Raw genomic sequence first — 24,157 nt, forward strand, 5'->3', positions numbered from 1 at the left:
CCTCACCCCTCGGGGGCGGTCTCGGACGGGAATTCGCCGGCCCGGCCCAGCCGCACAGCGATGCGCCGCGCGGCAGCGGCCAGTTCGGGCGGGTCCTCCACCACGAAGTCGCAGCCGAAGGTGGCGAGCAGGCCCAGCAGGCCGGACCAGGACCAGGCCCCCATGCTGATCCGGGTGGTCCGCTCGTCGATGAACTCGATGTTCGCCCCGCCGGGAGCCCATTTGGCCACCAGGTGCACCGGGCAGTTCATCCGTACGGTGCCGCGGCAGGGCCAGGAGTCGGTGGCATCGCCCCGGTCGGGCTGCAACTGGATGAAGCGGGTGATGTCGTCCTCGGGGAACTCGTGCGGCCGGAACCGCCAGCCGGGCTGGGTCAGGTCGCTGATCCGGTCCAGCCGGTAGGCGTGCCACGAGTGCTGGCGCTGGTTGTAGGCGATCAGGTACCAGCGTCCCGACCAGACCACGAGCTTGTGCGGCTCGGCCACCACCGGGACGTCGTCCGAGGACTCGACGGTGCGGGACCGGTACTGGAACTTGACCAGCTGCCGGTCCTGCGCGGCCGAGCTCAGCGAGGCCAGCAGGGCCGGGGTGATCGTGGGAGGCGCCAGGTCCCAGGCGTTCTCGATGGTCTGGACGTCGAACGTCTTCAGCCGGCGGGCCAGTTCCTCGGGCATCAGCTCGGTGACCGTGCGCAGGGCGCGCTTGACCGAGTCCCCCATGTCCTGCACCGACGAGGGGGCCGTCTGCAGGGCCAGGGCGATCGCGATGGCCTGGTCGTCGTCGAAGATCAGGGGCGGGAGGGTGGAGCCGGGGGCCAGGCGGTAGGTGGCTCCCGGCCCCTTCTCGGCGTCGACCGGGTAGCCGAGTTCCCGCAGCCGTTCGAAGTCGCGGCGCACGGTGCGGGTGCTGACCTTGAGGCGGGCGGCCAGCTCGTCGCCGGTCCACTCCTTCTGGGCCTGCAGCAGACTCAGCAGCTCCAAGGTGCGCGTGGCTATTTCGGACATAAGACCAACGGTAGGCGAGGTGCGGCCCCGCGGGCGCCCTTCACCGTCACAGGGCACTCTCCAGGTGCGCGGCGGGCCACAGCCGGCGATCGGACTCCGACGACCTGAGCACGGTGACCGGGCTCTCGGCCGGTCGCGACCCGGGCCCGTCCGGCAGGAACTGTCGCAGGTAGCTGCCGTAGCCGGACTTCTCCAGGGGCGCGATCAGCCGCTCGAGCTCGGCCGGGCCGATCCAGCCGTTGCGGAAGGCCACCTCCTCGATGCACCCGATCTTCTGGCCCTGGCGGGCCTCCACGACCTGGACGAACTGGGTGGCGTCCATCATCGAGTCGACGGTGCCCGTGTCCAGCCAGGCGGTGCCCCGGCCCAGGACGGTCACGGTCAGGGCGCCCTCCTGCAGGTACTGCTCGTTGACCGAAGTGATCTCGAGTTCTCCGCGCACACCGGGTCTGACTCCGGCCGCGATCGACACCACCCGGTTGTCGTAGAAGTACAGGCCGGGCACGGCGAAGTTGCTCCGGGGCCGGGCGGGTTTCTCCTCGATCGAGAGCACCCGTCCGCCGTCGTCGAACTCCACCACCCCGTAGGCCTGGGGATTGGCGACCCGGCTGGCGAAGATGTGCCCGCCGCTGACCTCGAGGTTCTGGCGCAGGACGCTGCCCAGCCCGGCCCCGTGGAAGATGTTGTCGCCCAGGACCAGGGCCACCGCCTGGTCGCCGATGAACTCGGCCCCGATCACGAACGCCTGGGCCAGGCCCTCGGGGCGGGGCTGGACCGCGTACTCCAGCCGCATGCCGAGCCGGCTGCCGTCGCCCAGCAGGCGCCGGAACTGCTCGTTGTCCTCGGGGGTGGTGATGATCAGGACCTCCCGGATGCCGGCCGCCATCAGGGTGGAGAGGGGGTAGTAGATCATCGGCTTGTCGTAGACCGGCATCAGCTGCTTGCTGACGGCGTGGGTGATCGGGTACAGGCGTGTCCCGGTCCCACCGGCCAGAATGATGCCCCGCATGACGTCCTCCTAGGACCACTGCCCGGCCCGGCGCCGGTGGCGCCGGATTGGCTGAACCGGCCGGATCACACCGTGGCCGCCACCGGGCCGGCCTGGCGCAGCGGGGCCAGGGCCCGGCTCCAGCTGACCACCTGGCCCAGCAGGGCCTGCAGGTCGCCCTCGTGGCGGGCGGCGGGCCGGAACTCGCTGAAGTTCTCGAAGTCGCTGACCATCGACAGGGCGACCTGGGCCCGCACGTCGGCCATCTGCAGCTCACCGGCCACCAGGCGCAACTGCTCGGTGGCCCGCACCCCGCCGAGCATCCCGTAGGAGACGAAACCCACTGCCTTGTTGTTCCATTCGGCGTACAGGTAGTCCAGGGCGTTCTTGAGCACCGCGGACGGGGCGTGGTTGTACTCGGGCGTGACCACCACGAAGCCGTCGAAGGAGCTGATCAGCTCGGCCCAGGCCCGGGTGTGGGGGTTCTGGTACTGCCCGGCCATCGGCGGCAGCGGCTCGTCGAAGAAGGGCAGCGCGTGCTCGCGCAGGTCGATGATCTCGAACGAGGCGTCGTGCCCGGCCGTGTGCTCCAGCACCCACCGGCCCACGCTCTCGCTGTTCCGGTTGGGGCGGGTACTACCCAGGATGATGCCGATGCGGGTCACGTGCGGGCCTCCGAGGCTCGGCCGGATGTAGTCAATGGCAGTGATAGTACGCGGAGCAGACTATCGCCGTCATGTACCTTAGGAGGCGTGGACGAGGCGGGGCAAGGGACGGCGGGCACCTCCGCGACGTATCCGCAGGGGAACGGCGAGGGAGCCGGCGTCATGGCCCTGGTGCGCCTGTCCACCCTCGTGCAGTCGGTGTTCACCCAGGTGGCCGACCGGCACGGGCTGCCTCCCAGCCAGGCCCGGATGCTCTGCGTACTGGCCGGCCGGCCGAGCCGGATGGCCGAGCTGGCCCGCGCCTGCGGGGTCGAGAAGGCCGCCGTGACCGGGCTGGTCGACCGGGCCGAACGCCGCGGTCTGCTGCTGCGCTCCCCCGTCCCGGGTGACCGTCGCGCCAGCCTGGTCTCGCTCACCCCGCCCGGCCTGAGTGCCGCCACGGCCTTCCACCAGGAGGTCACCGAGCATCTCGACCAGCTGCTGGCCGGTCTGGGCGAGACCGACCGGGCCTTCTTCGCCGCCGCGATGGACGCGTTGCTGCGCTCGGCCGGACCGGACCGCGCGCGCGAGCTTCAGGCCGACGGCACCCGCTGAGCGATCATCTGGGCGAAGAGGTCCGGCAGCGCGATCCCGGCCGCCTCGGCCATCATCACCACCACGCTCTGGCGGGCGAAGGAACAGTACAGGCCCGCCTCCAGGAACCAGGGCCGGCCCGACGGGTCGATCCGGAAGTCGAAGAGGCTGTAGTCGCGGCACCCCAGGGCGGTGTGGGCACGGAAGGCCGCCTCGTGCACCCGGGCGGTCACCGGGTCCGAGAGGTCCACCGTCCAGGCTTCTTCGGAACTCTTGGCCAGCAGTTGCAGTCCCCCCGCGTCGCCGCGGCCGATCTTGTCGGCATGCCGACGCACCGGCCGGTGCACCGGATCCACGGCATACTCTTCCAAGGGGAGCCCGGCCAGTTCTCCCTCCCGTTCCAGAACCGCGCAGCGCACCTCCCGGCCCAGCTCGACATAGGCTTCCACGAGCACCTTTTCGCTGTGCTCGAAGGCGGCCTCCAGCGCTGCTCCGTAGGCCTCGGGGGCCCGCACGAGACTGACTCCCAGTGAGTTGTCACCGTCGACGGGCTTGACCACGACCGGTGGTGGCAGCGTGGGCCGCTGGCCGCGACGCAAGACCTCGGCCTCCGGCACATCGACCCCCGCCGCCGCGACCACGGCCCGGGCGTGCGCCTTGTCGGCCCCCAGGGACATCACCGGCGGACGATTGCCCAGGTAGGGCAGACCCGCCAGCTCGAGCGCGGCCCGGTAGGTGGTCATGCCCGGAAGGCAGAACATCTGCGGCACCACGACGTCGGCGTTCAGATCGTGCAGGTGTTGCAGGGCCTGCGGCCAGTCTGTGCGCGGGGCCGCGTGTAACGTCTCGGGCTCGAAATCTGCGCCGAACCGCCAGGAACCGGCCGGATCGACGTAGGCCGCACGGAACTCGTAGCGGGCCGGGTCGGCCGTGGCCTCAAGGCAGTCCCGGGCGTACAGCAGGGACAGTTCGGCGGTGAACTCGTCCGTGGCCGACCCGGCCAGATGCAGCACGCGTAGCACCACTCAGTCCCCCGCCGGCTCGACCAGCTTGCCGATGTTGAAGTCGATCCGGTTCCAGGGCTTTCCGCGAAGGAGGTTGCCCAGCAGGAGCTTCGGGATGTGGAGGTGGTGCAGCAGAAGGAAGGGCAGGGGGTCGTCCCAGTCGAAGACCGCGTCCCGGCCCGCGCGGATCACCTGCAGGCGCTGCCGGCGCTGCGGACCTCTCAGCAGCCGCCACACCTCGTGGTAGAGCCAGTAGCTGGGTCGGGCCCCCGGGGCGGGACGCTGCACCGGCGTCGCGCCGTCCTGCAGGTAGGCATCGGCCAGGCCGGGGTGGTCACGGAAGACGCTGATCGCCGAGTGGGTGCGCGGGTTGCACTCGATCGGGAACACCCGGCCGTCCGCGGTCTCGATCACGTCGAGGCTGTACTGCCCGCTCCCGCCCACCTTCTCCAGGAAGTCCCGGACCCAGGCCTCGATCCGGGGCCGGTCGACCCAGGCGTAGTTCACCTGGAAGGCCGAGGACTCGCAGCAGGCGTACACCTGCACCCGGCCGTTGCGGACGGTGGCGTGCGTGCAGTACTCGGTCCCCTCGACCAGGGCCTGCAGGATCCAGGGGTTGTCCGGCGAGATCGGCTTGGAGCGGGCGAACTCGGCGGTGGCCGCGCGGGTGGGGCGCGGCAGCACGGTGAGGTCCAGCCGGTTGACCGGGTCGTAGGCGATGCTCTTGAGGATGTAGGTGTCCTTGCGCGCGGCGAAGTCGAAGTCGGCGACCTGCTGCGCGGACGTCATCCGGTGGGCGTCCGGCACAGGCAGGCCGAAACCGGCTGCCAGCACCGAGAACGCGTGCTTGTCGTCCACGGCCGCGATGGTGTCCGCATCGCCGTGCAGCACCTCGCAGTGTTGCGCCAGCAGGGGCGCCGCCCGCGCGTCGTACAGGCTGGAGGCCGGGCTGCAGACCGGCACGTAGACGTCCACCTTCTCGTCCAGCACGATCTGCAGCAGGGCTTCGGCGTAACCGGGCGCCTGGGGCGGCGGCACCACGTGAAAAGCGTCCACCGCCCGCGAGAACCGGTGGCCGGTGAACCGGTACTTGTGCTGCTCGACGAGCACCACCCGATGCCCCGCGGCGTGGAAGGAGCGGGCCAGCACCAGCGCCTTGGTCATCTTCCCGCCGCTGATCAGGACGGTGCGAGGGCTGGAGGAGACGGAAGTTGCACCGCCGGAGCGCATTCGGCGCACCAGGGCGGCGCCGGTGACGGCGAGGTTGGCCGGCAGCGCCAGGGTGAGCAGGCCCAGGGCTCCCAGGGTGCGTGCGGCCGGACCGAGCTCAGGCGGTGACCATGCCACGGTGCATCACCCGCTCCCCCTCCACCCCGGAGTGGTCGGCCCGGTGCAGGACCACCCGGTTGTCCCAGATCACCACATCACCCGCCGCCCAGGAGTGGGCCAGGACGTTGGCGGGCGCGGTGGAGTGCCGGTACAGGAACTCGATCAGCTGCGTGGCCTCGTCCGGCTCCAGCCCACCGATCTCGCGGCAGCGCTGCGGCGTGGACAGGTACAGCGAGGTGCGCCCGGACACCGGGTGCCGGCGCAGCAGAGGATGTTCCGCCTGGGTCTCGGCCAGGTCGGCGGTGTCCAGACCGGATACCACGTGCCGGGCCTTCAGTCCGCGCAGCCGGTCGCGGACCTCGGGCGGCAGGGTCTCGTAGGCACGGTACTGGTTGGTGAACTGGGTCTGCCCTCCGCGCCGGGGAACCTGGACCGCACGCAGGGCCGTGTACGCGGGCGGGTTGCGGACATAGCTGGTGTCGACGTGGAACACGCTGCGCGGTGGGGTGGTCCGCCCCACGTTGCTGATCACGTTCAGGTCGCCGAACCCGGGCACCGGGGTCTCGCCCTGGGTGAAGGTGAGCCGGCCGAAGCGGCCGAGGAACTCCAGGAACTGCTGGTCGTCGACGTCCTGGCCGGGCAGGACCGCCACCCCGTGCTCGGCCAGGAGCTGTTTCAGCCGGAAGGCCTCCGGCTCCGGCAGGGCCGCGACCGAAACTCCCTCGACACGAACACCTACGGGACTCAGTACGGTGATGTCCACGGCTTCTCCTCCAGTGGATCGGTCGGCGCCTACGGCTGCGGCACCCGGCGCACCAGGGTGACCCCGTCACGCAGCGGCAGCAGGACCTGCTCCACCCGCGGGTCGGCGGCCAGCGCCCGGTTGAACTCCTCGATCGCGGCCCCGTTGGCCGACACCGGCCCGCGCCCCCAGGGCTCGCCCTGCATCAGGGTGTTGTCGACGCAGATCAGGGCCCGGGAGCTGAGCAGGTCGAGGGTGAGCAGGTGGTCGAGATAGGTGAGGTAGCCGCCCTTGTCGGCATCGACGAACACCAGGTCGAAGAGCGCCCCCTCGGCCGCGAGCGCGCTCAGCGTCGCCGCCGCCGGGCCGGTGCGGATCTCGACCCGCCGGCCCGTCGGTGTCCGGTCCAGGCTCTCCCGGGCCAGCTCGACCGCCCGGAGGTCGATCTCGCAGGCCACCACCCGGCCCCCGGCCGGCAGGGCCTCGGCCATGGCGAGCGCCGAGTAGCCGGTGAACATGCCGATCTCCAGCACCTGCCGGGCTCCGGTGGCGTGCACGAGCATCTTGAGGAACTGGCCCTCCACGTGGCCGGAGAGCATCTCCTGCTCCAGCAGCCGCTCCCCACCGGACCAGTCGTGGGAACGGGTGCTCTCGGCCAGGGCCTGCAGGGCCGGTGACTCGGGGGTGCTCATCCGGGCCAGATAGGGGTCCAGCCCGGCGACGAGTTCCGCGACGTCCCGCAGTTCCTGCAGCCAGCCGGGGTCCGGCCCGGCCGCCGGCAGACGCGTCAGGAGCGTCTGCAGGCGGCCGGCGGCCAGGGCGACGGGGGTGACCGGACGGGGGTTCACGAGGTGAACAGGTCTTCCCCCAGGCCGCCGCCGGGATAGATGGGCATGGCCTGCCGGTGGCGGGCCAGTCCCCGTTCCAGTTCCGGGCCCCCGAGGTCGTCGACGAAGTGGCAGGCCCCGATCGGCCGGGGCATCGCGGCCCGCAGCCGGCCGTTGCGGGTCTGCGTGATCGACTCCGTCGCCCGGTGCAGCAGTTCCGGGGTCAGGTGCGGGGTGTCCATCGACAGCCCGAGCCGGCTCATCAGCCAGAACAGGCGGTCACGCTCGCTCTCGGTGATGTAACCGCGGTCCTTGGCCAGGGTGGCCGACAGGGCCATGTCGATGCTGATCGCGTGCCCGTGGAAGAACGGGCGGGCGGGGGCCAGCTCGAGGGTCGGGCTCCAGGTGTGGCCGAAGGCGATGACCCGGTCCAGGTCGAGCTCGTGCAGGTTGGGCGTCTCCAGCCGGAGCATCCGCTCGATCGCGGTGTAGGTGACCTGGTGGGCCACCTGCAGCAGCTCCGGGGTGCCCCCGTCGTGGCCGAAGCGGGTGCGCAGCAGGTCCTCACCGTGCTTCTCGAGGGCCTCGAAGATGCCGCTGTCGGCCACCGTCGCGATCTTGATCAGCTCGGCCATCCCGTTGCGGACCTCGGCCCGGGGCAGCGTGCGCAGGAACGAGAAGTCGAGCAGGACCTGCTGGGAGGCGTGGTAGGCGCCGAGCCGGTTCTTGTACCGGCCGTGGTTCACCCCGACCTTGATCGAGACGCTGGCGTCGATCAGGCCGATCAGGGTGGTCGGGATCCGCAGGTAGTTCGACGAGCGCCGGAACGAGGCGCAGGCGAAGCCGGCCACGTCGGTGGTCAGTCCCCCGCCCACCACCAGCACCGGTTCCTGGCGCAGGAGGCCGAAGCGGGCGAACGCGTCGACCATCTTCTCCACCGTGCGCAGGGACTTCTCGGTCTCCCGGACCTGGACGGGGAACACCGTCAGGGCGATCGCGTGGTGCTCGAAGTAGGCCCGGACCTGCTCGCCGTACAGTTCGTGCACCGCCTGGTCCACCACCATCAGGCAGCGCCCGAAAGGTTCGTAGAACCGGGCCAGTTCGTCGTTCCCGGGCGAGAACACCCCGTCCACGTAGCGCAGCGTGTAGTCGATCTTCTCGTAGGTCTCGACCCGGAACTGGTTGTCGGTGACGGTGAGGCCCACGGGCGCCGGCGCCGCGCTCACGCGGTCTGCAGCTCGGCCAGGGCCAGACGCTCCACGGTGCGCTCGGCCCCCAGGTCCAGGCCCGCGGTGTTCTCGTTGGGGAAGGCCACCACCCGGACCCCCGCAGCCCTGGCCGCCTGTACCCCACCGGGGTTGTCCTCCACCGCCACGGCGTCGCCGGGCGCCAGGCCGAGCCTCTCCAGCGCCAGCCGGTAGACCGCCGGATCGGGTTTGCCCGGCTCGACGTCGCCGGCGCTGAGCACCAGGTCGAAGTCGCCGGCCGCGACCGCCGGCTCGAGGGCGGTGAACAGGGCCTTGAGGTTCTCGGCGGAGGTCGTGGTGACGAAGGCCAGGACCGTTCCGGCGGCCCGGGCGTCCTTGATCGTCTGCACCACCCCGGGACGGGGCGCGACCTCGGAGGTGAGCAGATTGCGCTGGAACAGCGCGGATTTCGTGGCGTGCACGGCCGCGGCGTCCACCGACTCGCCCCGGTCGCGGGCGTAGGCGGCGATCCGGTCGGCCCCGCCGTTGCTGCCGAGCAGGCCGCGGTAGGTCTCGCGGTCCCACTCCCAGTCGAGCCGGTGCTCGCGGAAGGCCTGGTTGAATGCTTCGCGCTGCAGTTCCGACGTGTCCGCAAGTGCGCTGATAGAGCCGAAGAAGAGAGCAGACATAGAGTGTCCCAGTTCCGTGCGCGGGCTCGCAGAAGAGCCCTCGGTGGACAGATGGGGAGTTCGACCAGTCATGAACTTCTCGGTCAGTTATGAACGATTTGTACGTTACCCGATCAGCAGTTCAATGCAAGAGGTTCAGCACAGAAGGAAAGGAGCTCCTGATGCCAACTGCCCATGGCGATCCGGGGTCTCAGCCCGCCGAGGACCCGAGGGTCGCCCGGACCAGGCACGACATCGTCTCCACGGCGATGCGGGTGATGATGGAGGAGGGCTGGGACGCCGTCACCCACGCCCGGATCGCCCAGGTGGCCGGCTACTCCAAGGCCACGATCTACAAGCACTGGCCGACCCGCGTCGACCTGCTGCGCGAGGTCTTCGCCCACCTGAGCTCGATGCCGCACCACACCCCGGCCGGCGACCTGCGCAGTGACCTGGTGTGCGAGCTGCAGATCTTCCGGGACGGCATGAGCAACCACGGGCTCGACCGGGCCCTGGCCGTGCTGTCCGGCCTGGCCCTGGCCAATCCCGAGATCGCCGAACTGCGGGACCAGCTGGTGGCGGACGGTGAGCGGGTGATGCGCCAGCTGCTGGCCACCGTACTCGACGGCGAGGACCTGGAGAGCGCCCTGCTGATGCTTTCCGGATCGGTCTTCTACGCCGCCCTGATGGGTGGCCGGCCGCCCGACGACGAGACCATCCGCCGCACCGTCGACCGGTTCATGGCGAGCCTACCCGGCTGAGAGCGTACTGGAAACAGTTCTCCCCGGTCCCGATTCACCGGGGAGAGCGGCGGGAGCCTCGCGGGACGATCAGGGCACCGCCTTGCCCGGGCGCTCCCCCGTTCACCAGGCTGCCTCATGTTCTCACTGGACCTTCCGCCGGGCACCGGCACCGCCGGCCCGGCCCGGAATCTGCTTGGGGGAGATCATGCGGGCAATTCTGTGCCCCGGCCAGGGTTCCCAGCGACCTGGCCTGCTCACGGCCTGGACCGGGACCGACGAGTCCCGGGAACACGTTCGCAGACTGGGCGACTGGGCCGGTCTGGACCTTCTGGAGCACGGCACCCGGTCCGACGCCGAGACGCTGCGCGACACGGCCGTGGCCCAGCCGCTGATCGTCGCGGCCGGGCTGCTGGCCTGGGCGCGGCTGGCCGGGCGGGCCGGCCGCCCGGCCCCGGCGGACCTGCTGGTGGCCGGTCACTCGGTCGGTGAGATCACCGCGGCCGTGATCGCCGGTGTCCTGACCGAGCAGGAAGGCATGCGGCTGGCCGCCGGACGGGGGCGGGCGATGGCCGCCGCCGCGAGCCGGGAGCCCTCCGGGATGGTGGCGGTCGTCGGCACCACCCTCGAGCGTCTGACCGAGCGCCTCGACGGCGAGGACCTGCACCTGGCCAACCACAACGGCGCCGGCCAGTTCGTCGTGGGCGGTTCCCGGCCGGCCCTGGAGCGACTGCGCGCCGATCCGCCTGCTCAGGCACACGTCATCGCCCTCCGCGTCGCCGGTGCCTTCCACACCCCGTACATGGCCCAGGCCGTGCCCGAGGTGCAGGAACTCATCGCCGGCTTCTCCCCCGCCGACCCGGTGGCCACGTTGGTCAGCAACCGCGGCGGACAGGTCCTGACCAACGGATCCGAGGTCACGGCCGCCCTGCTGACGCAGATGCTGGCCCCGGTCCGGTGGGACCTGACCATGCAGTCCCTATTCGCCGCGGGCCTGCAGGAGGCCGTGGAACTGCCGCCGGCCAAGACGCTCCAGGGACTGCTCGAGCGCGCCCACCCCCAGGTGCAGTGCCTGCGCCTTGACAATCCTGGTGATGTCGAGAGCAGCCAATGGGTTCGCGTAACTGCTTGATACCAGGCCCAAACGAATGTAGGACAGGGTCTGTCCAGTGGTCCGGCTACGTTCGGAACCCGGGGTCAGCCGACCCCGTCGAAGCAAGCCGACGTAAGGAGATCTCGTGGAGGACACCCTCGCCCCGGAGCAGTTCCAGGGCTCGGCCATCGATCACATCAACGTCTCGGTGTCCGACATCGACAAGTCGCTGGACTTCTACGAGCGCGCCCTGAACGCCATCGGCGTGCTGAAGGTGCTCGACGTACCGGGCGACGAGAAGGAGTCACGGCCCCGCATGGTGGGTTTCGGCTTCGAGAACAAGCCCTACTTCTGGCTGGTCGAGGCCGGGACGGTCGACCCCAACCTGCACGTCGCCTTCAACGTCGGCTCACGCAACCTGGTCCGGCGCTTCTTCGAGGCCGCCGAGAAGGCCGGTGGGCAGGTGAAACTGGAACCCGCGGTGCATCCGGAGTACCACGAGCACTACTACGCCGCGTTCGTGCACGACCCGGACGGCGTCAATGTCGAGGCCGTGTGCCACCTGGACGACCAGGACGGCGTCGCCTTCGCCGAGCAGCAGGGCCAGGCGGTCGCCGGGAAGTCCTGACCACCCGCGGCCGGGCGGGGGCGCCCGGCGCATCCCGACACGATTCCCTGGGGGGAAATTGAGTAAGCACGGGCCACGGACGGCTACCGGATACTGCCTCACCGAAACGCTTTCCGCCGGACGGCGGAGACGGATCACCCCCCGGGGCGTCGTGGGCCGCCCCGCCCGGCCGACGGTCGCGCCGTGACCGGGACCCGGTTCGACGTCCTCGGCCCCCTGCACGTGCGGCAGAACGACGAGCTGATGACCATCACCGGCCAGAAGAACCGCACGGTGATCTCCTGCCTGGCCCTGCACCCGGAACAGACCATCAGCATGGACACCCTGCTGCGGGCGGCCTGGAGCGACCCGCAGCCGCGCAGCGCCGTGCACCAGGTCCGCAAGATGATCTCGGCGCTGCGGCTGGGCATCGAACAGGGCTGGGACCTGGTCCGCACCTCGCAGGAGGGCTACCTGCTGCGGGTCACCCCCGAGCAGTCCGACCTGGCCGACTTCACCCGCAGGTACGCCCGGGTGATGTCGGGTTCGCTGAACACCGACGAGGAACTGGCCGCCGCCTACGACGCCCTGGCCCTGTGGCGCGGCCGCCCCTGCGAGGGCTCGCTGCCCAGCGGGTGCGAGGAACGGGTCGCCGAGCTCGTCGAGCAGCACCGCTCACTGCTGCTGAAGACGTTCCGGGCGTTCTCGGACCGGGGCCGCGAGGACGAACTGGTGGCCGTTCTGCAGACGGCGGCCAAGATCCACGGGCAACCGGTCCAGGAGGCCGTCGCCACCGAACCGGCCCGGCCACCGTCCCCGGTTCCGGTAGTCACGTCGGCCCCGCCGGGCGGGAGCCCGCTGAGCCGGGTAGGGACGGTGGGCGGCCACTGCCTGCCGCGTGATCTGAAGGACTTCAGCGGCCGCGAGGAGGAGGGCCGCCGGCTGCACGAGTACCTGCTGGGCGAGTCGCCGGGCCCGTTCGTGGTCACGGTCCACGGGATGGGCGGGGTGGGCAAGACCGCCCTGGCCCTGCACACCGCCCACCAGCTGGCCCCGCACTTCCCGGACGGGCAGCTCTTCGTCAACCTGGACGGGGTCCGCTCGCCCGAGGCGCAGTCGGTCCGCAACACCCTGGGCGTCCTGCTGCGTCAGCTCGGGATGGCGGAGGAGGACATCCCCTCCTCGCAGGAGAGCCGGCTGGCCCGCTGGCGGGAGGTGACGGCCGGGCGCCGGCACCTGCTGGTCCTGGACGACGCGGCCGGCCTGGCCCAGGTCGAGCCCCTGATGCCGGCCTCCGAGGGCAGCGCCTGCATCATCACCTCCCGGGTGGTGCTGTCCGGCATCGACGGGGCGGCCTACCTGCGCCTGGAGGTGCCCGGCGAGGACGAGTGCGTCGAGCTGCTGCGCAGCATCGTCGGGGACACCCTGGTCGACCAGGACCCGAAGTCGGTGCGCTCGGTGATCCGGCAGTTCGAGAACCTGCCGCTGGCCCTGCGGCTGGCCGGGGCCCGGCTCTCCACCCGCGAGTTCGTCAGTTTCGGCGAACTGGCCCGCAGCCTGCAGGACTCCTCCAGCCCGGTCGACGAGGTGGAACTGCCCGGCCGCAGCCTGATCGGCCGGCTGGACACCTCCCTGACCTCGATGGAGCCCTCGGACCTGGACCGGTACCTGCGCCTGGCCCTGCTGCCGGCCCCCGAGCTGGACGAGGTCGCCGCCTCGGTGGCCATCGGCGGCGGCACCGACCAGGCGCGGCGGGCCTGCCGCCGGTTCACCGACCGGGCCCTGCTGCAGCGGGTGGCCACCGGCACCTACCGGATGCACCCCCTGCTGGCCCAGACCGCGGCCCTGCACATCGAGCGGTCGCTGTCGCCCGCCGTGCAGCGGTCGGTGATCGCGGCGGCGCTGGAGTACTACAAGAACGCCGTCGGGCTGATCGGATCGGCCCGGGTCAGCCCCTCTCCCGGCCCCTCGCCCGCCCTGCTCTTCGGGACCCTGACCCGGGCCGCGCAGCTGGCCGAGGAGCTGGACCTGCGCAACGCCTTCGCCGACCTGTGCCTGGCCTGGGAACGCCCGGTCAACCTCTACCTGGACACCGACCAGCAGCAGACCGTCTGGGACCTGGCGCTGGCCGCGGCCCACGACCACCCGGACCGCTCGATCCGCGGCAACATCCGGCTGGCGGTCTCGCGCTGCCTGTGGCACCGCACCGAGATGCGGGCCGGCATGCAGGCGGCCCGGCTGGCCTGGTTCGACGCCCAGGAGGCCGACGACCACCTGCTGCGGGTGCGCTCGCTGCTGCGCAGCAGCTCGTTCTGCTGGCTCACCGGCGAGACCGCCGAGGGGCTGCGCTACCTGGCCGAGGCCCGCGGGCACCTGCGGGCGTGCCAGGAGCAGGCCGGGGAGGCCGCGGCCGGGCGGGAGGCGATGGAGATCATGTCGAACGAGGCCGCCCTGCTGGCCGAGCGCCGGGAGTTCGCCCGGGCCGCCGAACTCAGCCAGAGGGTGATCGACGCCGACGGCATCGACGCCCGGGTGACGATCATGGCCAAGGTCACCCAGGCCGCCGCCCAGCTGGGCCTGGGCAACTACGGGCAGGCCCTGTGGGCCGGCACCGCCGCCCTGCACGAGGCCAACCAGATCCGCTCCGCCTACGGCCGTTCGCTCGCGCTGCAGCAGATGGCCCGGACCCTGCGGGCCATCCCGCACTCGGCCGCGGCCTCGGCCGCCGAGGCGGCCCAGGCCTCGCGGTCGGCGGTCCTGGAGACCGGCTCCCTGCGCATCGTCGACGAGATCGACGCCTTCCTGGACTCGGTCCCCGCGGCCGGGCCCTGCATCGTCTCCGAGGCCTGTGACCCGGCCGCCGCCGACCCCGGCCGGGAGGTCAGCGAGGGACCGGCAGTGAACTGCTGAGCTCGTCCCGGACCGCCGTCCAGGACGAGATCCCGCTGCTGGCACCGGGTTGCGTCCCCAGCACCCGCGACGAGCCGGCGGCGACGTGCCGCAGGGTGCGCGCCGCCGTGCTCAGGGTGGCGCCCGGGCCGGTCTCGACGAAGAGCAGACCCGGCCTGTCCAGCCCCCGCAGGGCCTGCCGGAATCGCACCGGCAGGGCCATCTGGGCGGTCCAGAAGTACGGGTCCCGAGCGTGCCCGGCGGTCACCGGCACGCCGGAGAAGGCAGATACCAGAGGACGATCGGGGCCCCTCAGTTCGTCGGCCCGGGTAGCGAGGAAGTCGCCCAGGGAGCGGGCCGACGCCGCCATCAGCGGCGAGTGGAACGGCCGGGTGGAAGGGACCCGCATACAGGCGATCCCGGCCTCCCGCAGGACCTCGACCGCTCTGGCCACCTGTGCCTCGGCGAGGCTCACGACGCACTGCCCGGGCCCGTTGTCGGCGCCGATCACCCCTTCCACCGCGTGCTCCTGGAGGTGGCGCATCACCTCGTGCGGCTCGGCGCGGCAGCCCACCATGCCGCCGGCCGGATCCTCGCGCAGCAGTTCGGCCCGCCGCCGGATCAGCGCTGCGGCCAGGTCGATCGACATCACCCCGGCCAGGGTGGCGGCCGCCAGCTCGCCGACGCTGTGCCCCACCAGGACCGGCCGCAGGTGCGGCCGGGCCGCGAGCAGGGCCCGGGAGGTGGCCAGCGTGACCGCGAACAGCAGCGGCTGGGCCACCTCGGCCCGGGCCAGATCCCGGCGATCTCCCTGACGCCACAGACGTTCCAGCTCCTCGGCGCCCTCGCCGTAGGCCTCGAAGAACTCGTCGACACAGTCCCGGAAGGCGTTCTCGTGCTCGTACAGGGCCTGGCCCATACCGGGGAACTGCGAGCCCTGGCCGGGCAGCATGAACACGACGTCCACGGCGCGGCTCACCATTTCGCCAGGGCCGCGGCGAAGGCGTCCCAGTCGTTGGCCCGGTAGGCGCGGGTCCCGGGCAGGGCCCGCTCGACGAAACCGCTGAGCACCCGGCCCGGTCCCAGTTCCCAGGTCTGGGTCACTCCCCGCCGGGCGATCTGGTGCATCACCTCGACCCACACCACCCGGTGGACCAGCTGGGCACCCAGCTGCCGGCGGACGTCCTCACCCGATCGGTAGGGACGGGCGTCGGACCCGGACAGCAGCTCGGTCCGCGGGGTGCGGAAGGTGAACTTGTCCAGGAACCGGGCGAAGTCCTCGGCCGCCTCGCCCATCAGGCTGGAGTGCGCCGGCCCGCCGATCCGCAGCACCGTGGCGCGGGTCTCGGGCTCGCGTTCCAGGTCCTCGATCAGCAGGTCCACCGCGACCGACTGGCCGGAGACCACCACCTGACGCTCCTCGTTGTGGTTGGCGACCTCGACGACCAGCCCACTGGCGGCACTCACCCGGGCACAGGCGTCCTCGATCTGTGACAGTGTGCGCCCCAGGACGGCCGCCATCTTTCCGTCCACCCGGTTCTGCACCCCGGCCATCAGCTCTCCCCGGTAACGCACGATCTGCAACACCTCCCGCCAGTCCAGCACCCCGGCGGCGGCGATCGCCGAGTACTCCCCCAGACTGTGCCCACTGACCACGTCGGCCCGGGCCCCGGCGGCCCGGGCCGCCGCGAAAGCCGCGTAACTGCACATGAAGACGGCGGGCTGGGTGACCGGCATCTGCCGCAGCAGGCCCACCGGCCCGTCCTGGCAGGCCCGGGTCAGCTCGAAACCGACGATCTCGTCGGCCTCCCGCCACAGCGGCCCGACCAGGTCCGGGTAGCGCTCGCGCAGGAACACTCCCATGCCGACCTTCTGGGTGCCCTGGCCGGGGAACAGGAACGCCTTCATCGGCTGAACACCGCCCCCATCGGGAAGGACGAGAAGCCCGACGGCGCGGGCCCGGAGGTCAGCCGCGACACCTGCCGCACCATTTCGGCCCGGAAGTCCTGGTCCTGCTCCAGACGCTGCGCGATCTCGGCCCTTTCGGTCACCGCGGCCTCGTCCACGTCGAACAGCAGCCGGGCCTGGGCCCGCAGCCGGCCGGCCTCGGCCGCCGCCTCGGCGGTGGCCTCGTAGGCCTGCTCGTCCCGGGCCACCGGGCAGCCGCGCAGGTCACGCACGACCCGGGCGGCCAGGGCGTGCGCCCCGATCAGGGCGCTGGAGAGTGCGGCGCCCCCGATCGGCACGAACTGGTGGGCCGCGTCCCCGCAGAAGGCGATGCGGGACAGCACCATCTGCTCGTTCCAGGTGGCCCCGTCGCCGAAGGTGTCGATCCAGGTCAGCCCGCCCGGCAGGGCCTGGCCGGTGGACTCCGTCCAGGCCCGGCGCAGCCGGGCCTCGTCCACCTCCGGCCCGACCGCCCACTCCGGGTCGTGCATCATGATCCGGGTGGTGGTCGCGTCGAGGGTGGCGCAGACCAGCGTGCGTCGGCCGATCCGCTCGAAACGGCGCGGCGGCAGACCCTGGGTGGCCAGGTCGGCCCGCACCAGCGAGCGGGTGGCCGGGTGACCGGTGCGCCCCACCCCCAGCACCTTTCGCACGGTGCTGTCCGCGCCGTCGGCCGCGATCAGGAATTGCCCGGCGTAGGTGCGACCGCTGCCGGTGCGCACCTCCACCCCGCGCGAGTCCTGACTCACGTGCGAGACCGGCTGCCCCCACTCCAGGACGACCCCCTGGTCCTGCGCCCACCGGACGAGCCGGCGCACGAGGTCCGGCTGGGGGCACTTGCGGATCCCCGCCCAGGCCGAGGGGGCGTCCGAAAGGTCCAGCGGCAGCCCCACGTAGTGGCCCTGCCGGCTGACCGGCAGGTCGCCCAGCCCGGGCACGCGCAGACTTTCGAGGATCTCCATGACCCCGGCGTGCAGGGTGGAGGCCCGGGACTGGGCCGGGGGCGTGTTCCCGGCCTCCAGCACCGTGGCCCGCAGGCCGGCCTGGGCCAGGGCGCCGGCGGCGAGCAGCCCGCTCGGGCCGGCCCCCACCACCAGCACGCCCTGGCCGTCGGAGGCCGGAGCACTCGTCGGACGGGTCACGAGACCGTCGTTTTCCGGCCGGCGTTCTCGTGGGCCCAGCGCACCGCCGCCTCCAGGGTGCGGAGGCTGTTGTTGCCCAGGTTGCGCCGGGCCAGTTCGCGCGCCTGCTCGACGGTCGCTTCCGGGCCGAGGACCCGGGTGACCGCGTCGGTACGGATGGCCACCGTGTGCTCCGAGCGCACCCGCCACTGTTCGCCGGCCGGGGTGATCGTCCAGACCCCGGTGTGCAGGGTGAGCAGCCCCGGCAACGTGGTCTGCTTGTACCGCAGCACCGCCGGGCCCTGGGAGAGCCGGAACGACTCGGTCACGTGCGAGTCGCCGTCGGGGGTACGGGTGGTCATCCGCAGGAACTGCAGCCCGTCGGTGAACTCGTCCATCCGCACCTCGGCCACGTGCCCGAGCCGCTCCGCCCAGCGCCCGCCCTGGTCCAGGAACGCGAACACCAGGTGCGGGTCGGCGTCGGTGAGGACCTCGTCGGAGAAGGTGAACGGGGCCGCGTCGGCGTCGTTCTCGCGCTCACAGGCGCTCTTCAGGGCGGCCAGCTCCTTGGTGCTGTTGCCGTCCACCGCCCGGGCGATCCACTCCAGCGACTGCTCGTCGTCGTCCTGCGCGGCGTAGGTGTGCAGCAGTTCGACCACGGTGTTGCCCGGGCCGGCCCCCATCACGCTCCAGGCGCCGCTCATCCGGGCCACGGGGGCGGCCGTGCGGCTCTGGTGCCAGGTGATGCGACGCTGCTGCTCGTCGAGCTGCCGCTCCGAGACCCAGGTCTTGGGCTCGCCGTTGGCGACGGCCCACAGCTGGATCAGCTGCCGGCCCTCGGTGCGGGACAGTTCGCAGGCGTGGATGGTGGGCTCGAACATCTCCGGCCAGCGCGCGACGTCCTGCAGCCGGGCGAAGACCGCCGCGGCGTCGGCGTCGATCCGGATGCGGTGCACGTCGGTGCGTTCGGTCCGGTCCTGGGTGCTCATCTGGTTGTCCTCCTAGAAGTTGCCGAGACCGCCGCAGACGTTGAGGGCCTGGGCCGTGACCGAGGCCGCCCCCTCGGTGGTGAGGTACTCGACCATCGAGGCCACCTCGTCGGGGGTGGAGTAGCGGCCGAGCGGGATCTTGGCCTCGAACTGCTCGAGGATGTCCTCGGTGGTGGTGTCCCAGGCCGCCGCGTAGTTCTGCCGGACGCGTTGCGCCATCGGGGTTTCCACGTAGCCCGGGCAGACCGCGTTGACGGTGATCCGCTGGGGGGCCAGTTCCTTGCCCAGGGCCTTGGTGAAGCCGACCACGGCGTGCTTGGAGGCCGAGTAGGGCGCGGCCAGCAGGACGCCCTGCTTGCCGGCGGTCGAGGCGATGTTGATGATGCGGGCGGCCGGCTGAGCGGTGATACCGCCGTTGGCCAGCACCTCGCGGGTGGTGTAGAAGACGCTGTCCAGGTTGGTGCTCATCACGTCACGCCACAGCTCGTCGCTCAGCTCGGCGGTCTTCCCGCCGCCGTTGCGCCCGGCGTTGTTGACCAGGATCGAGATCGGCCCGTTGCTGCGGACGGCCTCGGCGACCAGGCCGGCGACCTGGTCCGGAAGGCTGACGTCGGCGACCACGGTGGTGACCGCCACGTCCTGCTTGGCCAGTTCCTCGGCCGCCTCCTGCAGGCGCTCGGGGTTGCGCCCGCAGATCGTCACCCGGTGCCCGGCCAGGCCCAGGCGGGCGGCGACGGCCTTGCCGATACCGCTGGAGCCGCCGGTGACCAGGGCGTGCCCGGCGGCGTTCACGAGGCCACCTTCCGGCCGGCCAGGGCCAGGTTGACCGCGTCCAGCAGCTGCTGCGGGGTCTCCAGGTCGGTGAACACCTCGTCGTCGATCTTGATGCTGTTGTCCCGGCCCAGCCTCAGCCCGGTCTCCAGGACGGCCAGCGAGTCGTAGCCCAGCTCGCGGAAGGAGCTACCGAGCAGGTCGCGGTCGAGGTCGACCCCGTCCTGCACCCCGGAACCCTCCAGCAGGGCCTGCTTCACGTCGGCCATGGTGATCTGGTCTGCCATTGCGTTCTCCCTCTGGTCAGGCCCCGACGATCAGGGCCGAGTTGAATCCGCCGATGCCCCGGGCGAGCACCAGGACGTTGCGGACGGCGGTGCGGCGGGCGGCCCGGCACAGGTCGATGCCCAGGGCCGGGTCGGGTTCGACGTTGATCGTGGGCGGCAGGACCTGGTCGCGGATCGAGAGCAGGGCCATCGCCACGTCCAGCGGCGCGGTGCCGCTGCCCATCCGGCCGGTGGCCGCCTTCGGTGCGGTGACCGGCACCGAGTGCGCGCCGAAGACCTGCGTCAGGGCGTTCGCCTCGCTCAGGTCGCGGCGGCGGGCGCCGGCCGCGTCGGCGAACACGGCGTCCACGTCGCGCGGCTGCAGCCCGGCCTGCTGCAGCGCCGTGCGTACGGCCCGCACCAGCCCCACCGTGGAGTCCTCACCGGGACCGTCGATGGTGGCCCCGTGGCCCAGCAGGCGGCCGTACGCGCCCGGCGCCGGGGTGCTGGTCAGCACGAGGTGGGCGCCGCCCTCGGCCTGGACCCAGCCGCGGGCCCGGCGGTCGAAGGGCAGATAGGCCAGCTGCGGGTCGGCGACCGGCGAGGTGAGCCCGGTGGAGACGTGGGCCACCCGTCCCCACGGGCACATGGTGCTGTCCACCGCCCCGGTGAGCACGGTGTGGTTGCCGCGTTGCAGCCGCCGGGCGGAGGCGGCCAGGGCGTCCAGGCCGCCCGCGTCGTCGGCGACGAGCACCCCGCTGTGGCCCTTGAACTTGTGCCGGATCGAGATCTGGCCGGTGTTCACGGCGTAGAACCAGGCGTAGGACTGGTGGGTGCTGACGTACTCGGGGCCCTGGGCCCAGAGGTTCTGCAGCTCCTTCTGCCCGAAGGCGTAGCCACCGGCCGAGGCCGCGGTGACCACCCCGACCCCGTCCCGGTCGAGTCCGGCCGCCTCCAGACCGCTGTCGGCGATCGCTCCCTCGGCCGCCAGCAGCGACATCTGGGTCATCCGGTCGGTGGCCGGCAGCAGGCGCGGGGGCAGACGGTCCAGGGGCAGGTCCCCGGCCTCGCCGCTGACCGGGTTCTCCAGCCGCGCGGAGTCGAACCGGGCGGTAGGGGCCAGCCCGCTGACCCCGTCCAGGACGGCCTGCCAGTGCTCCTCGCGGGACAGGCCCAGGGGCGAGACGATGTCGATCCCGGTGACCGCCGCCGTGCCGAGCCCAGTGCCGCGCTTGATGCCCGCCTGGACCGGCCCGGCCAGGGGTGCGGCGCTCACGAGAACATCCCCGGGGCGGTGAGCACCATCGCGCTCTGGAAACCGCCGAACCCGCTGCCCGTGGTGAGCACCGCGTCGGTGCGCTGCGAACGTGAGTGCAGGGGCACGTAGTCCAGGTCGAGCGCGGGGTCGGGGGTGTGCAGGTTGGCCGTGGGCGGGATGCAGTCGTAGCGCAGGGCCATCGCGCAGGCCGCGATCTCGATCGCCCCGATCGCCCCGAGCGAGTGCCCGACCATCGACTTGATCGAGCTGATCGGCACGTGGTGCGCGGCCTCGCCGAGACTGGCCTTCAGCGCCGCGGTCTCGTGCTTGTCGTTCAGCTTGGTGCCGCTGCCGTGCGCGTTGACGTAGTCGACCTGGTCGGGGCGCAGCCGGGCCTGGCCCAGCGCCGAGGTCACCGCGGCGGCCAGCTCCAGCCCGTCGGCGGTCAGCCCGGTCATGTGGAAGGCGTTGCCGCGGCTGGCGTACCCCCGGATCTCACCGTAGACGCGGGCACCGCGGGCCACGGCGCTCTCCTCGGACTCCAGCACGAACATGGCGCTGCCCTCGCCGAGCACGAACCCGCCCCGGCTGACGTCGAAGGGCCGCGAGGCGCTGGCCGGGGTGTCGTTGTAGGTCGAGGTCGCCTTGATCGCGTCGAAGCAGGCCACCGTGATCGGTGAGATGGGGGCCTCGGTGGCGCCGGCCACGACGCAGTCCAGGACGCCGTCCTGGATCAGTTCCCAGGCGTGGCCCACCGCGTCGATCCCCGAGGTGCAGCCGGTGGAGATCACCGCGCTCTGGCCGCGGGCACCGACCTCGGCCGCCACCTCGGCGGCGAAGGAACTGGGCACGAAGTAGGAGTAGAGCGCCTGCGGCCCGTCGGCCATCACGTCCCAGAGCCGGCCCTCCAGGCTCAGTTCCCGGTACACCTGTTCCAGCCGGGTTGTGGCCCCGACCGCCGACCCGATGACCACACCGGCCCGCTCCGGCGGGCAGCTCTCCCGCCAGCCGGCGTCGGTGACCGCCTCGCGCGCCGCCACCAGGGCGAACTGCGCGGCCCGGTCGAGCACCTCGACCTGGCGCTCGCTCAGCCCGGCCACCTCCGGGTCGAGGTCCACCTCGGCAGCGACCTGCGAACGGAAGGGCGTGGGGTCGCACAGGCTCAGCGTGCGTGTGGCCGTGCGCCCGTCCATCAGCAGTTTCCAGAAGTCGTCGCGGCTGGCGCCGCCGGGGGCGACGACGCCTACGCCGGTGATGAAGACACGTCTGCTCACGAGGAGGCCTCCCAGTGGTAGAAACGCTCCGCCATGGCGTCCTTGGGGGATCGCCAGTCCGGCGCGAAAGGCTCGATGTAGGGCCTCAGATCGGCACTGACCTGGATGAAGCGGGGATCGGTCTTCGCGTCCTCCACCACGTGCTCACCGTTCTCGCCGGCGAAGTCCTGCAGGTGGAAGTAGAGGTTGTGGAAGCGGAACAGCTCCCGGCGCCGGGTGCCCATCAGGTACGGCATCTCGGTGCCGTCGAAGCGGCCGAACAGGTCGGCCACCGGCAGGGAGTGCGCCGGGTCCATCCGCGCGACGATGAGTGTGCTGAACACGATCAGACCTCCAGGGTCTGCGCGGCCGGCGTCCCGAGCCACGCGGTGAGCGACGCCTGCAGGTCCTGCAGGCGGTGGCCGGCCCAGGCGATGTGACCGTCCGGCCGCACGAAAAGAGCTTTCTCAGAGGTGAACCCGGGATCCACCGGCCGGGCGGCCACCACACGCAGGTGCGGCTCCCGACGACGGGCCTCCGGCTCCAGCTCACCCGGATCACCGGCGCCGTCCAGCAGGACCAGCAGGGCCTGGCCGTGGCGCAGTTCGTCGGCCGGGTCGCCGCCGGTCCGGGGATCGACCAGGACGCCCGGGGCGAGCCGGCCGCCCACCAGCGGCGAGGCGTTCTCGTCACCGAGGTCGTAGCGCACGTCCAGGCCGCTGACGCTGTCTCCCAGACGGGCTGCCACCGAGGGGATCTGGAGCAGGCCTGCGAGGATTTCGCGCAGCGGGTCCACCTCGGGGCCGCGCAGGAAGAGCTGCCCCTGGGCCGCGGTGTTGCGCAGCAGTTCCTCGGCGACCGGGCGCCTTTCGCTCTGGTAGGTGTCCAGCAGGCTCTCCGGCGCCCGCCCCTGGACCACCGCGGCCAGCTTCCAGCCGAGGTTGACCGCGTCTTGGACGGACACGTTCATCCCCTGCCCACCGGCCGGCAGATGGGTGTGGGCGCTGTCGCCCACCAGCAGGATGCCGCCCTCGCGGTAGGCGTCGACCAGGGCCGAGGCGTCGGTGAAGGAGCTGGCCCACAGGCACTCGCCCGCGTCCAGCGGCTCACCCACCACGTTGCGGTAGGCGATCCGCACCTGCTCGTGGGTGATCCCGGAGCCCTGGGGGGCGAAGGGGCGGCTGAAGTCGCAGACGATCACCCGCTCGGTACCGTCGCCGAGCGGGGCCGACATCACCATTCCGCCGCGGTGTTTCACTCCGAAGGGCCGGTCGGCCAGACCACTGCCGCGCAGGTCCCCGACCAGCATCTGGACCGAGGGCTCGGTCCGCCGGGAGCCGATGGCGGTCGACTCGCGCACCCGGCTGCGGGCCCCGTCGCAGCCGACCACGAACCGGGCGCTCACCACCCGGCGGCCGGCCGGGCCCTCCAGCACGCACCGGTAGCCGCCCTCGTGGGGTTCCACCGAGACCAGGCGCCAGGGCCGGTGCGCCTGGACCCCGAGGTCGGCGGCCCAGCCGGCCAGCGCCTCCTCGGTGCGCGACTGCGGGTACTGGTTGGCCGGGCGCACCGGGCTGGACAGGTGACCGGAGTCGATCCGCAGCCCGGCGAAGTGGACGCCCGGCTGCTGAGCGAGTTCGCCGAAGCGGGACAGGATGCCGCGTTGCTGGAAGATCTCCAGCGTGCGGACCGTGAAGCCGAGCGCCCGGGACTGACCCGTCGGGGTCTCGAGGGCGTCGATCAGCAGAGGCCGGGTGCCGGCCAGCGCCAGCTCGGCCGCCAGCATCAGGCCGCTGGGCCCGGCCCCGACCACGAGAACCGGGGCCTGGTCAGGGAAGTCGTCCCTGGGCTCGTTGGTGTTCACCCCAGGAACTCTCCGCGAGGCGACTACCCCTGGGTAAGGGCGCCGAACGCCACGATCAGGGTATATCCGTGGTAGCGGCCAGGAACGGGCAGTCCGGGCACAACGAAAAGCGGCCTCCCCCGCTCCGTTTCGGAGCATGGGGAGGCCGCAGTCGTTGCCGGCGGGTCCGGTCAGCCGCCGGACCAGGCGTACCGCAGCCAGCCGGGATCGTCCTCGACCGCGACGGCGGCATCACGCCGCCGAGCCGGCCGGGCGGTGGGCAAGGGCTGGACGGCGGCCCGCACGGCCGGGTCGAGGTGGTAGTAGACGCAGGAGGAGATCGTCAGGGCTCTCACCACCCACCAGGCGAACCGGCGCAGGGCCGGCGGCACC

At 71.9% G+C, this 24,157-nt stretch carries 25 protein-coding genes; 5 read left to right on the forward strand and 20 right to left on the reverse strand.

Annotated features, from left to right (window positions below; genetic code table 11):
• Positions 1-2 precede the first annotated feature (2 nt).
• The 3 genes from LWF15_RS19145 to LWF15_RS19155 all read right to left on the reverse strand — a co-directional run bounded on the left by LWF15_RS19145 (position 3) and on the right by LWF15_RS19155 (position 2,657).
• Positions 3-1,004 (reverse strand): helix-turn-helix transcriptional regulator, encoded by a 1,002-nt coding sequence (locus LWF15_RS19145; protein WP_232812215.1) that lies wholly within the window; start codon positions 1,002-1,004, stop codon positions 3-5.
• Positions 1,005-1,050: 46 nt separating this feature from the next.
• Positions 1,051-2,013, reverse strand: coding sequence for a glucose-1-phosphate thymidylyltransferase RfbA (gene rfbA, locus LWF15_RS19150; RefSeq protein WP_332879916.1), 963 nt, complete (start codon positions 2,011-2,013; stop codon positions 1,051-1,053).
• A gap of 65 nt (positions 2,014-2,078) precedes the next feature.
• On the reverse strand, positions 2,079-2,657 hold the full coding sequence (locus tag LWF15_RS19155; RefSeq protein WP_232812216.1) for an NADPH-dependent FMN reductase: 579 nt from the start codon (positions 2,655-2,657) through the stop codon (positions 2,079-2,081).
• A gap of 87 nt (positions 2,658-2,744) precedes the next feature.
• On the opposite strand from LWF15_RS19155, the gene LWF15_RS19160 reads away from it, so the two are divergent.
• Entirely contained in the window at positions 2,745-3,251 is a 507-nt protein-coding gene (locus LWF15_RS19160; protein WP_232812217.1) for a MarR family winged helix-turn-helix transcriptional regulator, read from the forward strand.
• Here the strand turns inward: LWF15_RS19160 and LWF15_RS19165 are convergent.
• The 6 genes from LWF15_RS19165 to LWF15_RS19190 are packed head-to-tail and all read right to left on the reverse strand — an operon-like array spanning position 3,230 to position 9,008.
• On the reverse strand, positions 3,230-4,243 hold the full coding sequence (locus tag LWF15_RS19165) for a D-alanine--D-alanine ligase family protein (protein ID WP_232812218.1): 1,014 nt from the start codon (positions 4,241-4,243) through the stop codon (positions 3,230-3,232). The genes LWF15_RS19160 and LWF15_RS19165 overlap by 22 nt on opposite strands.
• Before the next feature lie 12 nt (positions 4,244-4,255).
• Positions 4,256-5,581 carry an ATP-grasp domain-containing protein gene (locus tag LWF15_RS19170; protein WP_232812219.1) on the reverse strand — a complete coding sequence of 442 codons (1,326 nt, stop codon included), beginning with the start codon at positions 5,579-5,581 and terminating at the stop codon, positions 4,256-4,258.
• Positions 5,562-6,326: a TauD/TfdA dioxygenase family protein gene (locus LWF15_RS19175; protein WP_232812220.1), complete on the reverse strand. Its 765-nt coding sequence runs from the start codon at positions 6,324-6,326 to the stop codon at positions 5,562-5,564. Before LWF15_RS19175 ends, LWF15_RS19170 begins: the two co-directional genes overlap by 20 nt.
• A 29-nt stretch (positions 6,327-6,355) precedes the next feature.
• Positions 6,356-7,153 (reverse strand): class I SAM-dependent methyltransferase, encoded by a 798-nt coding sequence (locus tag LWF15_RS19180; RefSeq protein ID WP_232812221.1) that lies wholly within the window; start codon positions 7,151-7,153, stop codon positions 6,356-6,358.
• On the reverse strand, positions 7,150-8,358 hold the full coding sequence (locus LWF15_RS19185; RefSeq protein WP_232812222.1) for a sedoheptulose 7-phosphate cyclase: 1,209 nt from the start codon (positions 8,356-8,358) through the stop codon (positions 7,150-7,152). The genes LWF15_RS19180 and LWF15_RS19185 overlap by 4 nt, the downstream gene beginning before the upstream one ends.
• Positions 8,355-9,008: an HAD family hydrolase gene (locus tag LWF15_RS19190; protein ID WP_232812223.1), complete on the reverse strand. Its 654-nt coding sequence runs from the start codon at positions 9,006-9,008 to the stop codon at positions 8,355-8,357. Before LWF15_RS19190 ends, LWF15_RS19185 begins: the two co-directional genes overlap by 4 nt.
• A gap of 161 nt (positions 9,009-9,169) precedes the next feature.
• Here LWF15_RS19190 and LWF15_RS19195 point away from each other — a divergent pair, with 161 nt between their 5' ends.
• The 4 genes from LWF15_RS19195 to LWF15_RS19210 all read left to right on the forward strand — a co-directional run bounded on the left by LWF15_RS19195 (position 9,170) and on the right by LWF15_RS19210 (position 14,337).
• Positions 9,170-9,748, forward strand: coding sequence for a TetR/AcrR family transcriptional regulator (locus LWF15_RS19195; protein WP_232812224.1), 579 nt, complete (start codon positions 9,170-9,172; stop codon positions 9,746-9,748).
• Positions 9,749-9,935: 187 nt separating this feature from the next.
• Positions 9,936-10,859, forward strand: coding sequence for an ACP S-malonyltransferase (locus LWF15_RS19200; RefSeq protein ID WP_232812225.1), 924 nt, complete (start codon positions 9,936-9,938; stop codon positions 10,857-10,859).
• 106 nt (positions 10,860-10,965) lie between these two features.
• Entirely contained in the window at positions 10,966-11,448 is a 483-nt protein-coding gene (locus LWF15_RS19205) for a VOC family protein (protein ID WP_232812226.1), read from the forward strand.
• 183 nt (positions 11,449-11,631) lie between these two features.
• Entirely contained in the window at positions 11,632-14,337 is a 2,706-nt protein-coding gene (locus LWF15_RS19210) for an AfsR/SARP family transcriptional regulator (RefSeq protein WP_232812227.1), read from the forward strand.
• Here LWF15_RS19210 and LWF15_RS19215 read toward each other — a convergent pair.
• The 11 genes from LWF15_RS19215 to LWF15_RS19265 all read right to left on the reverse strand — a co-directional run bounded on the left by LWF15_RS19215 (position 14,309) and on the right by LWF15_RS19265 (position 24,156).
• Positions 14,309-15,283, reverse strand: a complete 975-nt coding sequence (locus LWF15_RS19215) for an acyltransferase domain-containing protein (RefSeq protein ID WP_232812228.1) — start codon at positions 15,281-15,283, stop codon at positions 14,309-14,311. The genes LWF15_RS19210 and LWF15_RS19215 overlap by 29 nt on opposite strands.
• Positions 15,284-15,291: 8 nt before the next feature.
• Positions 15,292-16,224 carry an ACP S-malonyltransferase gene (locus tag LWF15_RS19220; protein WP_232812229.1) on the reverse strand — a complete coding sequence of 311 codons (933 nt, stop codon included), beginning with the start codon at positions 16,222-16,224 and terminating at the stop codon, positions 15,292-15,294.
• The gene (locus LWF15_RS19225; RefSeq protein ID WP_232812230.1) at positions 16,221-17,405 is read right to left on the reverse strand and encodes an FAD-dependent oxidoreductase; all 1,185 of its coding nucleotides are present in this window, start codon (positions 17,403-17,405) and stop codon (positions 16,221-16,223) included. The genes LWF15_RS19220 and LWF15_RS19225 overlap by 4 nt, the downstream gene beginning before the upstream one ends.
• Positions 17,402-18,373 (reverse strand): aromatase/cyclase, encoded by a 972-nt coding sequence (locus LWF15_RS19230; RefSeq protein WP_232812231.1) that lies wholly within the window; start codon positions 18,371-18,373, stop codon positions 17,402-17,404. The genes LWF15_RS19225 and LWF15_RS19230 overlap by 4 nt, the downstream gene beginning before the upstream one ends.
• A 12-nt stretch (positions 18,374-18,385) precedes the next feature.
• The gene (locus LWF15_RS19235; protein WP_232812232.1) at positions 18,386-19,165 is read right to left on the reverse strand and encodes an SDR family NAD(P)-dependent oxidoreductase; all 780 of its coding nucleotides are present in this window, start codon (positions 19,163-19,165) and stop codon (positions 18,386-18,388) included.
• On the reverse strand, positions 19,162-19,431 hold the full coding sequence (locus LWF15_RS19240; RefSeq protein ID WP_232812233.1) for an acyl carrier protein: 270 nt from the start codon (positions 19,429-19,431) through the stop codon (positions 19,162-19,164). Before LWF15_RS19240 ends, LWF15_RS19235 begins: the two co-directional genes overlap by 4 nt.
• Before the next feature lie 16 nt (positions 19,432-19,447).
• Positions 19,448-20,686, reverse strand: coding sequence for a beta-ketoacyl synthase N-terminal-like domain-containing protein (locus LWF15_RS19245; protein WP_232812234.1), 1,239 nt, complete (start codon positions 20,684-20,686; stop codon positions 19,448-19,450).
• Positions 20,683-21,942, reverse strand: coding sequence for a beta-ketoacyl-[acyl-carrier-protein] synthase family protein (locus tag LWF15_RS19250; protein WP_285625609.1), 1,260 nt, complete (start codon positions 21,940-21,942; stop codon positions 20,683-20,685). Before LWF15_RS19250 ends, LWF15_RS19245 begins: the two co-directional genes overlap by 4 nt.
• Positions 21,939-22,265, reverse strand: coding sequence for a TcmI family type II polyketide cyclase (locus LWF15_RS19255; protein ID WP_232812235.1), 327 nt, complete (start codon positions 22,263-22,265; stop codon positions 21,939-21,941). The genes LWF15_RS19250 and LWF15_RS19255 overlap by 4 nt, the downstream gene beginning before the upstream one ends.
• 2 nt (positions 22,266-22,267) lie before the next feature.
• Positions 22,268-23,785, reverse strand: a complete 1,518-nt coding sequence (locus LWF15_RS19260; protein WP_232812236.1) for an FAD-dependent monooxygenase — start codon at positions 23,783-23,785, stop codon at positions 22,268-22,270.
• Between the two features lie 170 nt (positions 23,786-23,955).
• Positions 23,956-24,156 carry a hypothetical protein gene (locus LWF15_RS19265; RefSeq protein WP_232812237.1) on the reverse strand — a complete coding sequence of 67 codons (201 nt, stop codon included), beginning with the start codon at positions 24,154-24,156 and terminating at the stop codon, positions 23,956-23,958.
• Position 24,157 lies beyond the last annotated feature (1 nt).

Source organism: Kineosporia rhizophila (genome assembly GCF_021277265.1).
Taxonomy (GTDB): Bacteria; Actinomycetota; Actinomycetes; order Actinomycetales; family Kineosporiaceae; genus Kineosporia; species Kineosporia rhizophila.

Excerpts from the sequence above, each read along its gene's own strand:
- LWF15_RS19195 (WP_232812224.1), top strand. The coding sequence starts at position 9,170 with ATGCCAACTGCCCATGGCGATCCGGGGTCTCAGCCCGCCGAGGACCCG.
- LWF15_RS19145 (WP_232812215.1), bottom strand. The coding sequence starts at position 1,004 with ATGTCCGAAATAGCCACGCGCACCTTGGAGCTGCTGAGTCTGCTGCAG.
- LWF15_RS19190 (WP_232812223.1), bottom strand. The coding sequence starts at position 9,008 with ATGTCTGCTCTCTTCTTCGGCTCTATCAGCGCACTTGCGGACACGTCG.
- LWF15_RS19240 (WP_232812233.1), bottom strand. The coding sequence starts at position 19,431 with ATGGCAGACCAGATCACCATGGCCGACGTGAAGCAGGCCCTGCTGGAG.
- rfbA (WP_332879916.1), bottom strand. The coding sequence starts at position 2,013 with ATGCGGGGCATCATTCTGGCCGGTGGGACCGGGACACGCCTGTACCCG.
- LWF15_RS19230 (WP_232812231.1), bottom strand. The coding sequence starts at position 18,373 with ATGAGCACCCAGGACCGGACCGAACGCACCGACGTGCACCGCATCCGG.
- LWF15_RS19200 (WP_232812225.1), top strand. The coding sequence starts at position 9,936 with ATGCGGGCAATTCTGTGCCCCGGCCAGGGTTCCCAGCGACCTGGCCTG.
- LWF15_RS19220 (WP_232812229.1), bottom strand. The coding sequence starts at position 16,224 with ATGAAGGCGTTCCTGTTCCCCGGCCAGGGCACCCAGAAGGTCGGCATG.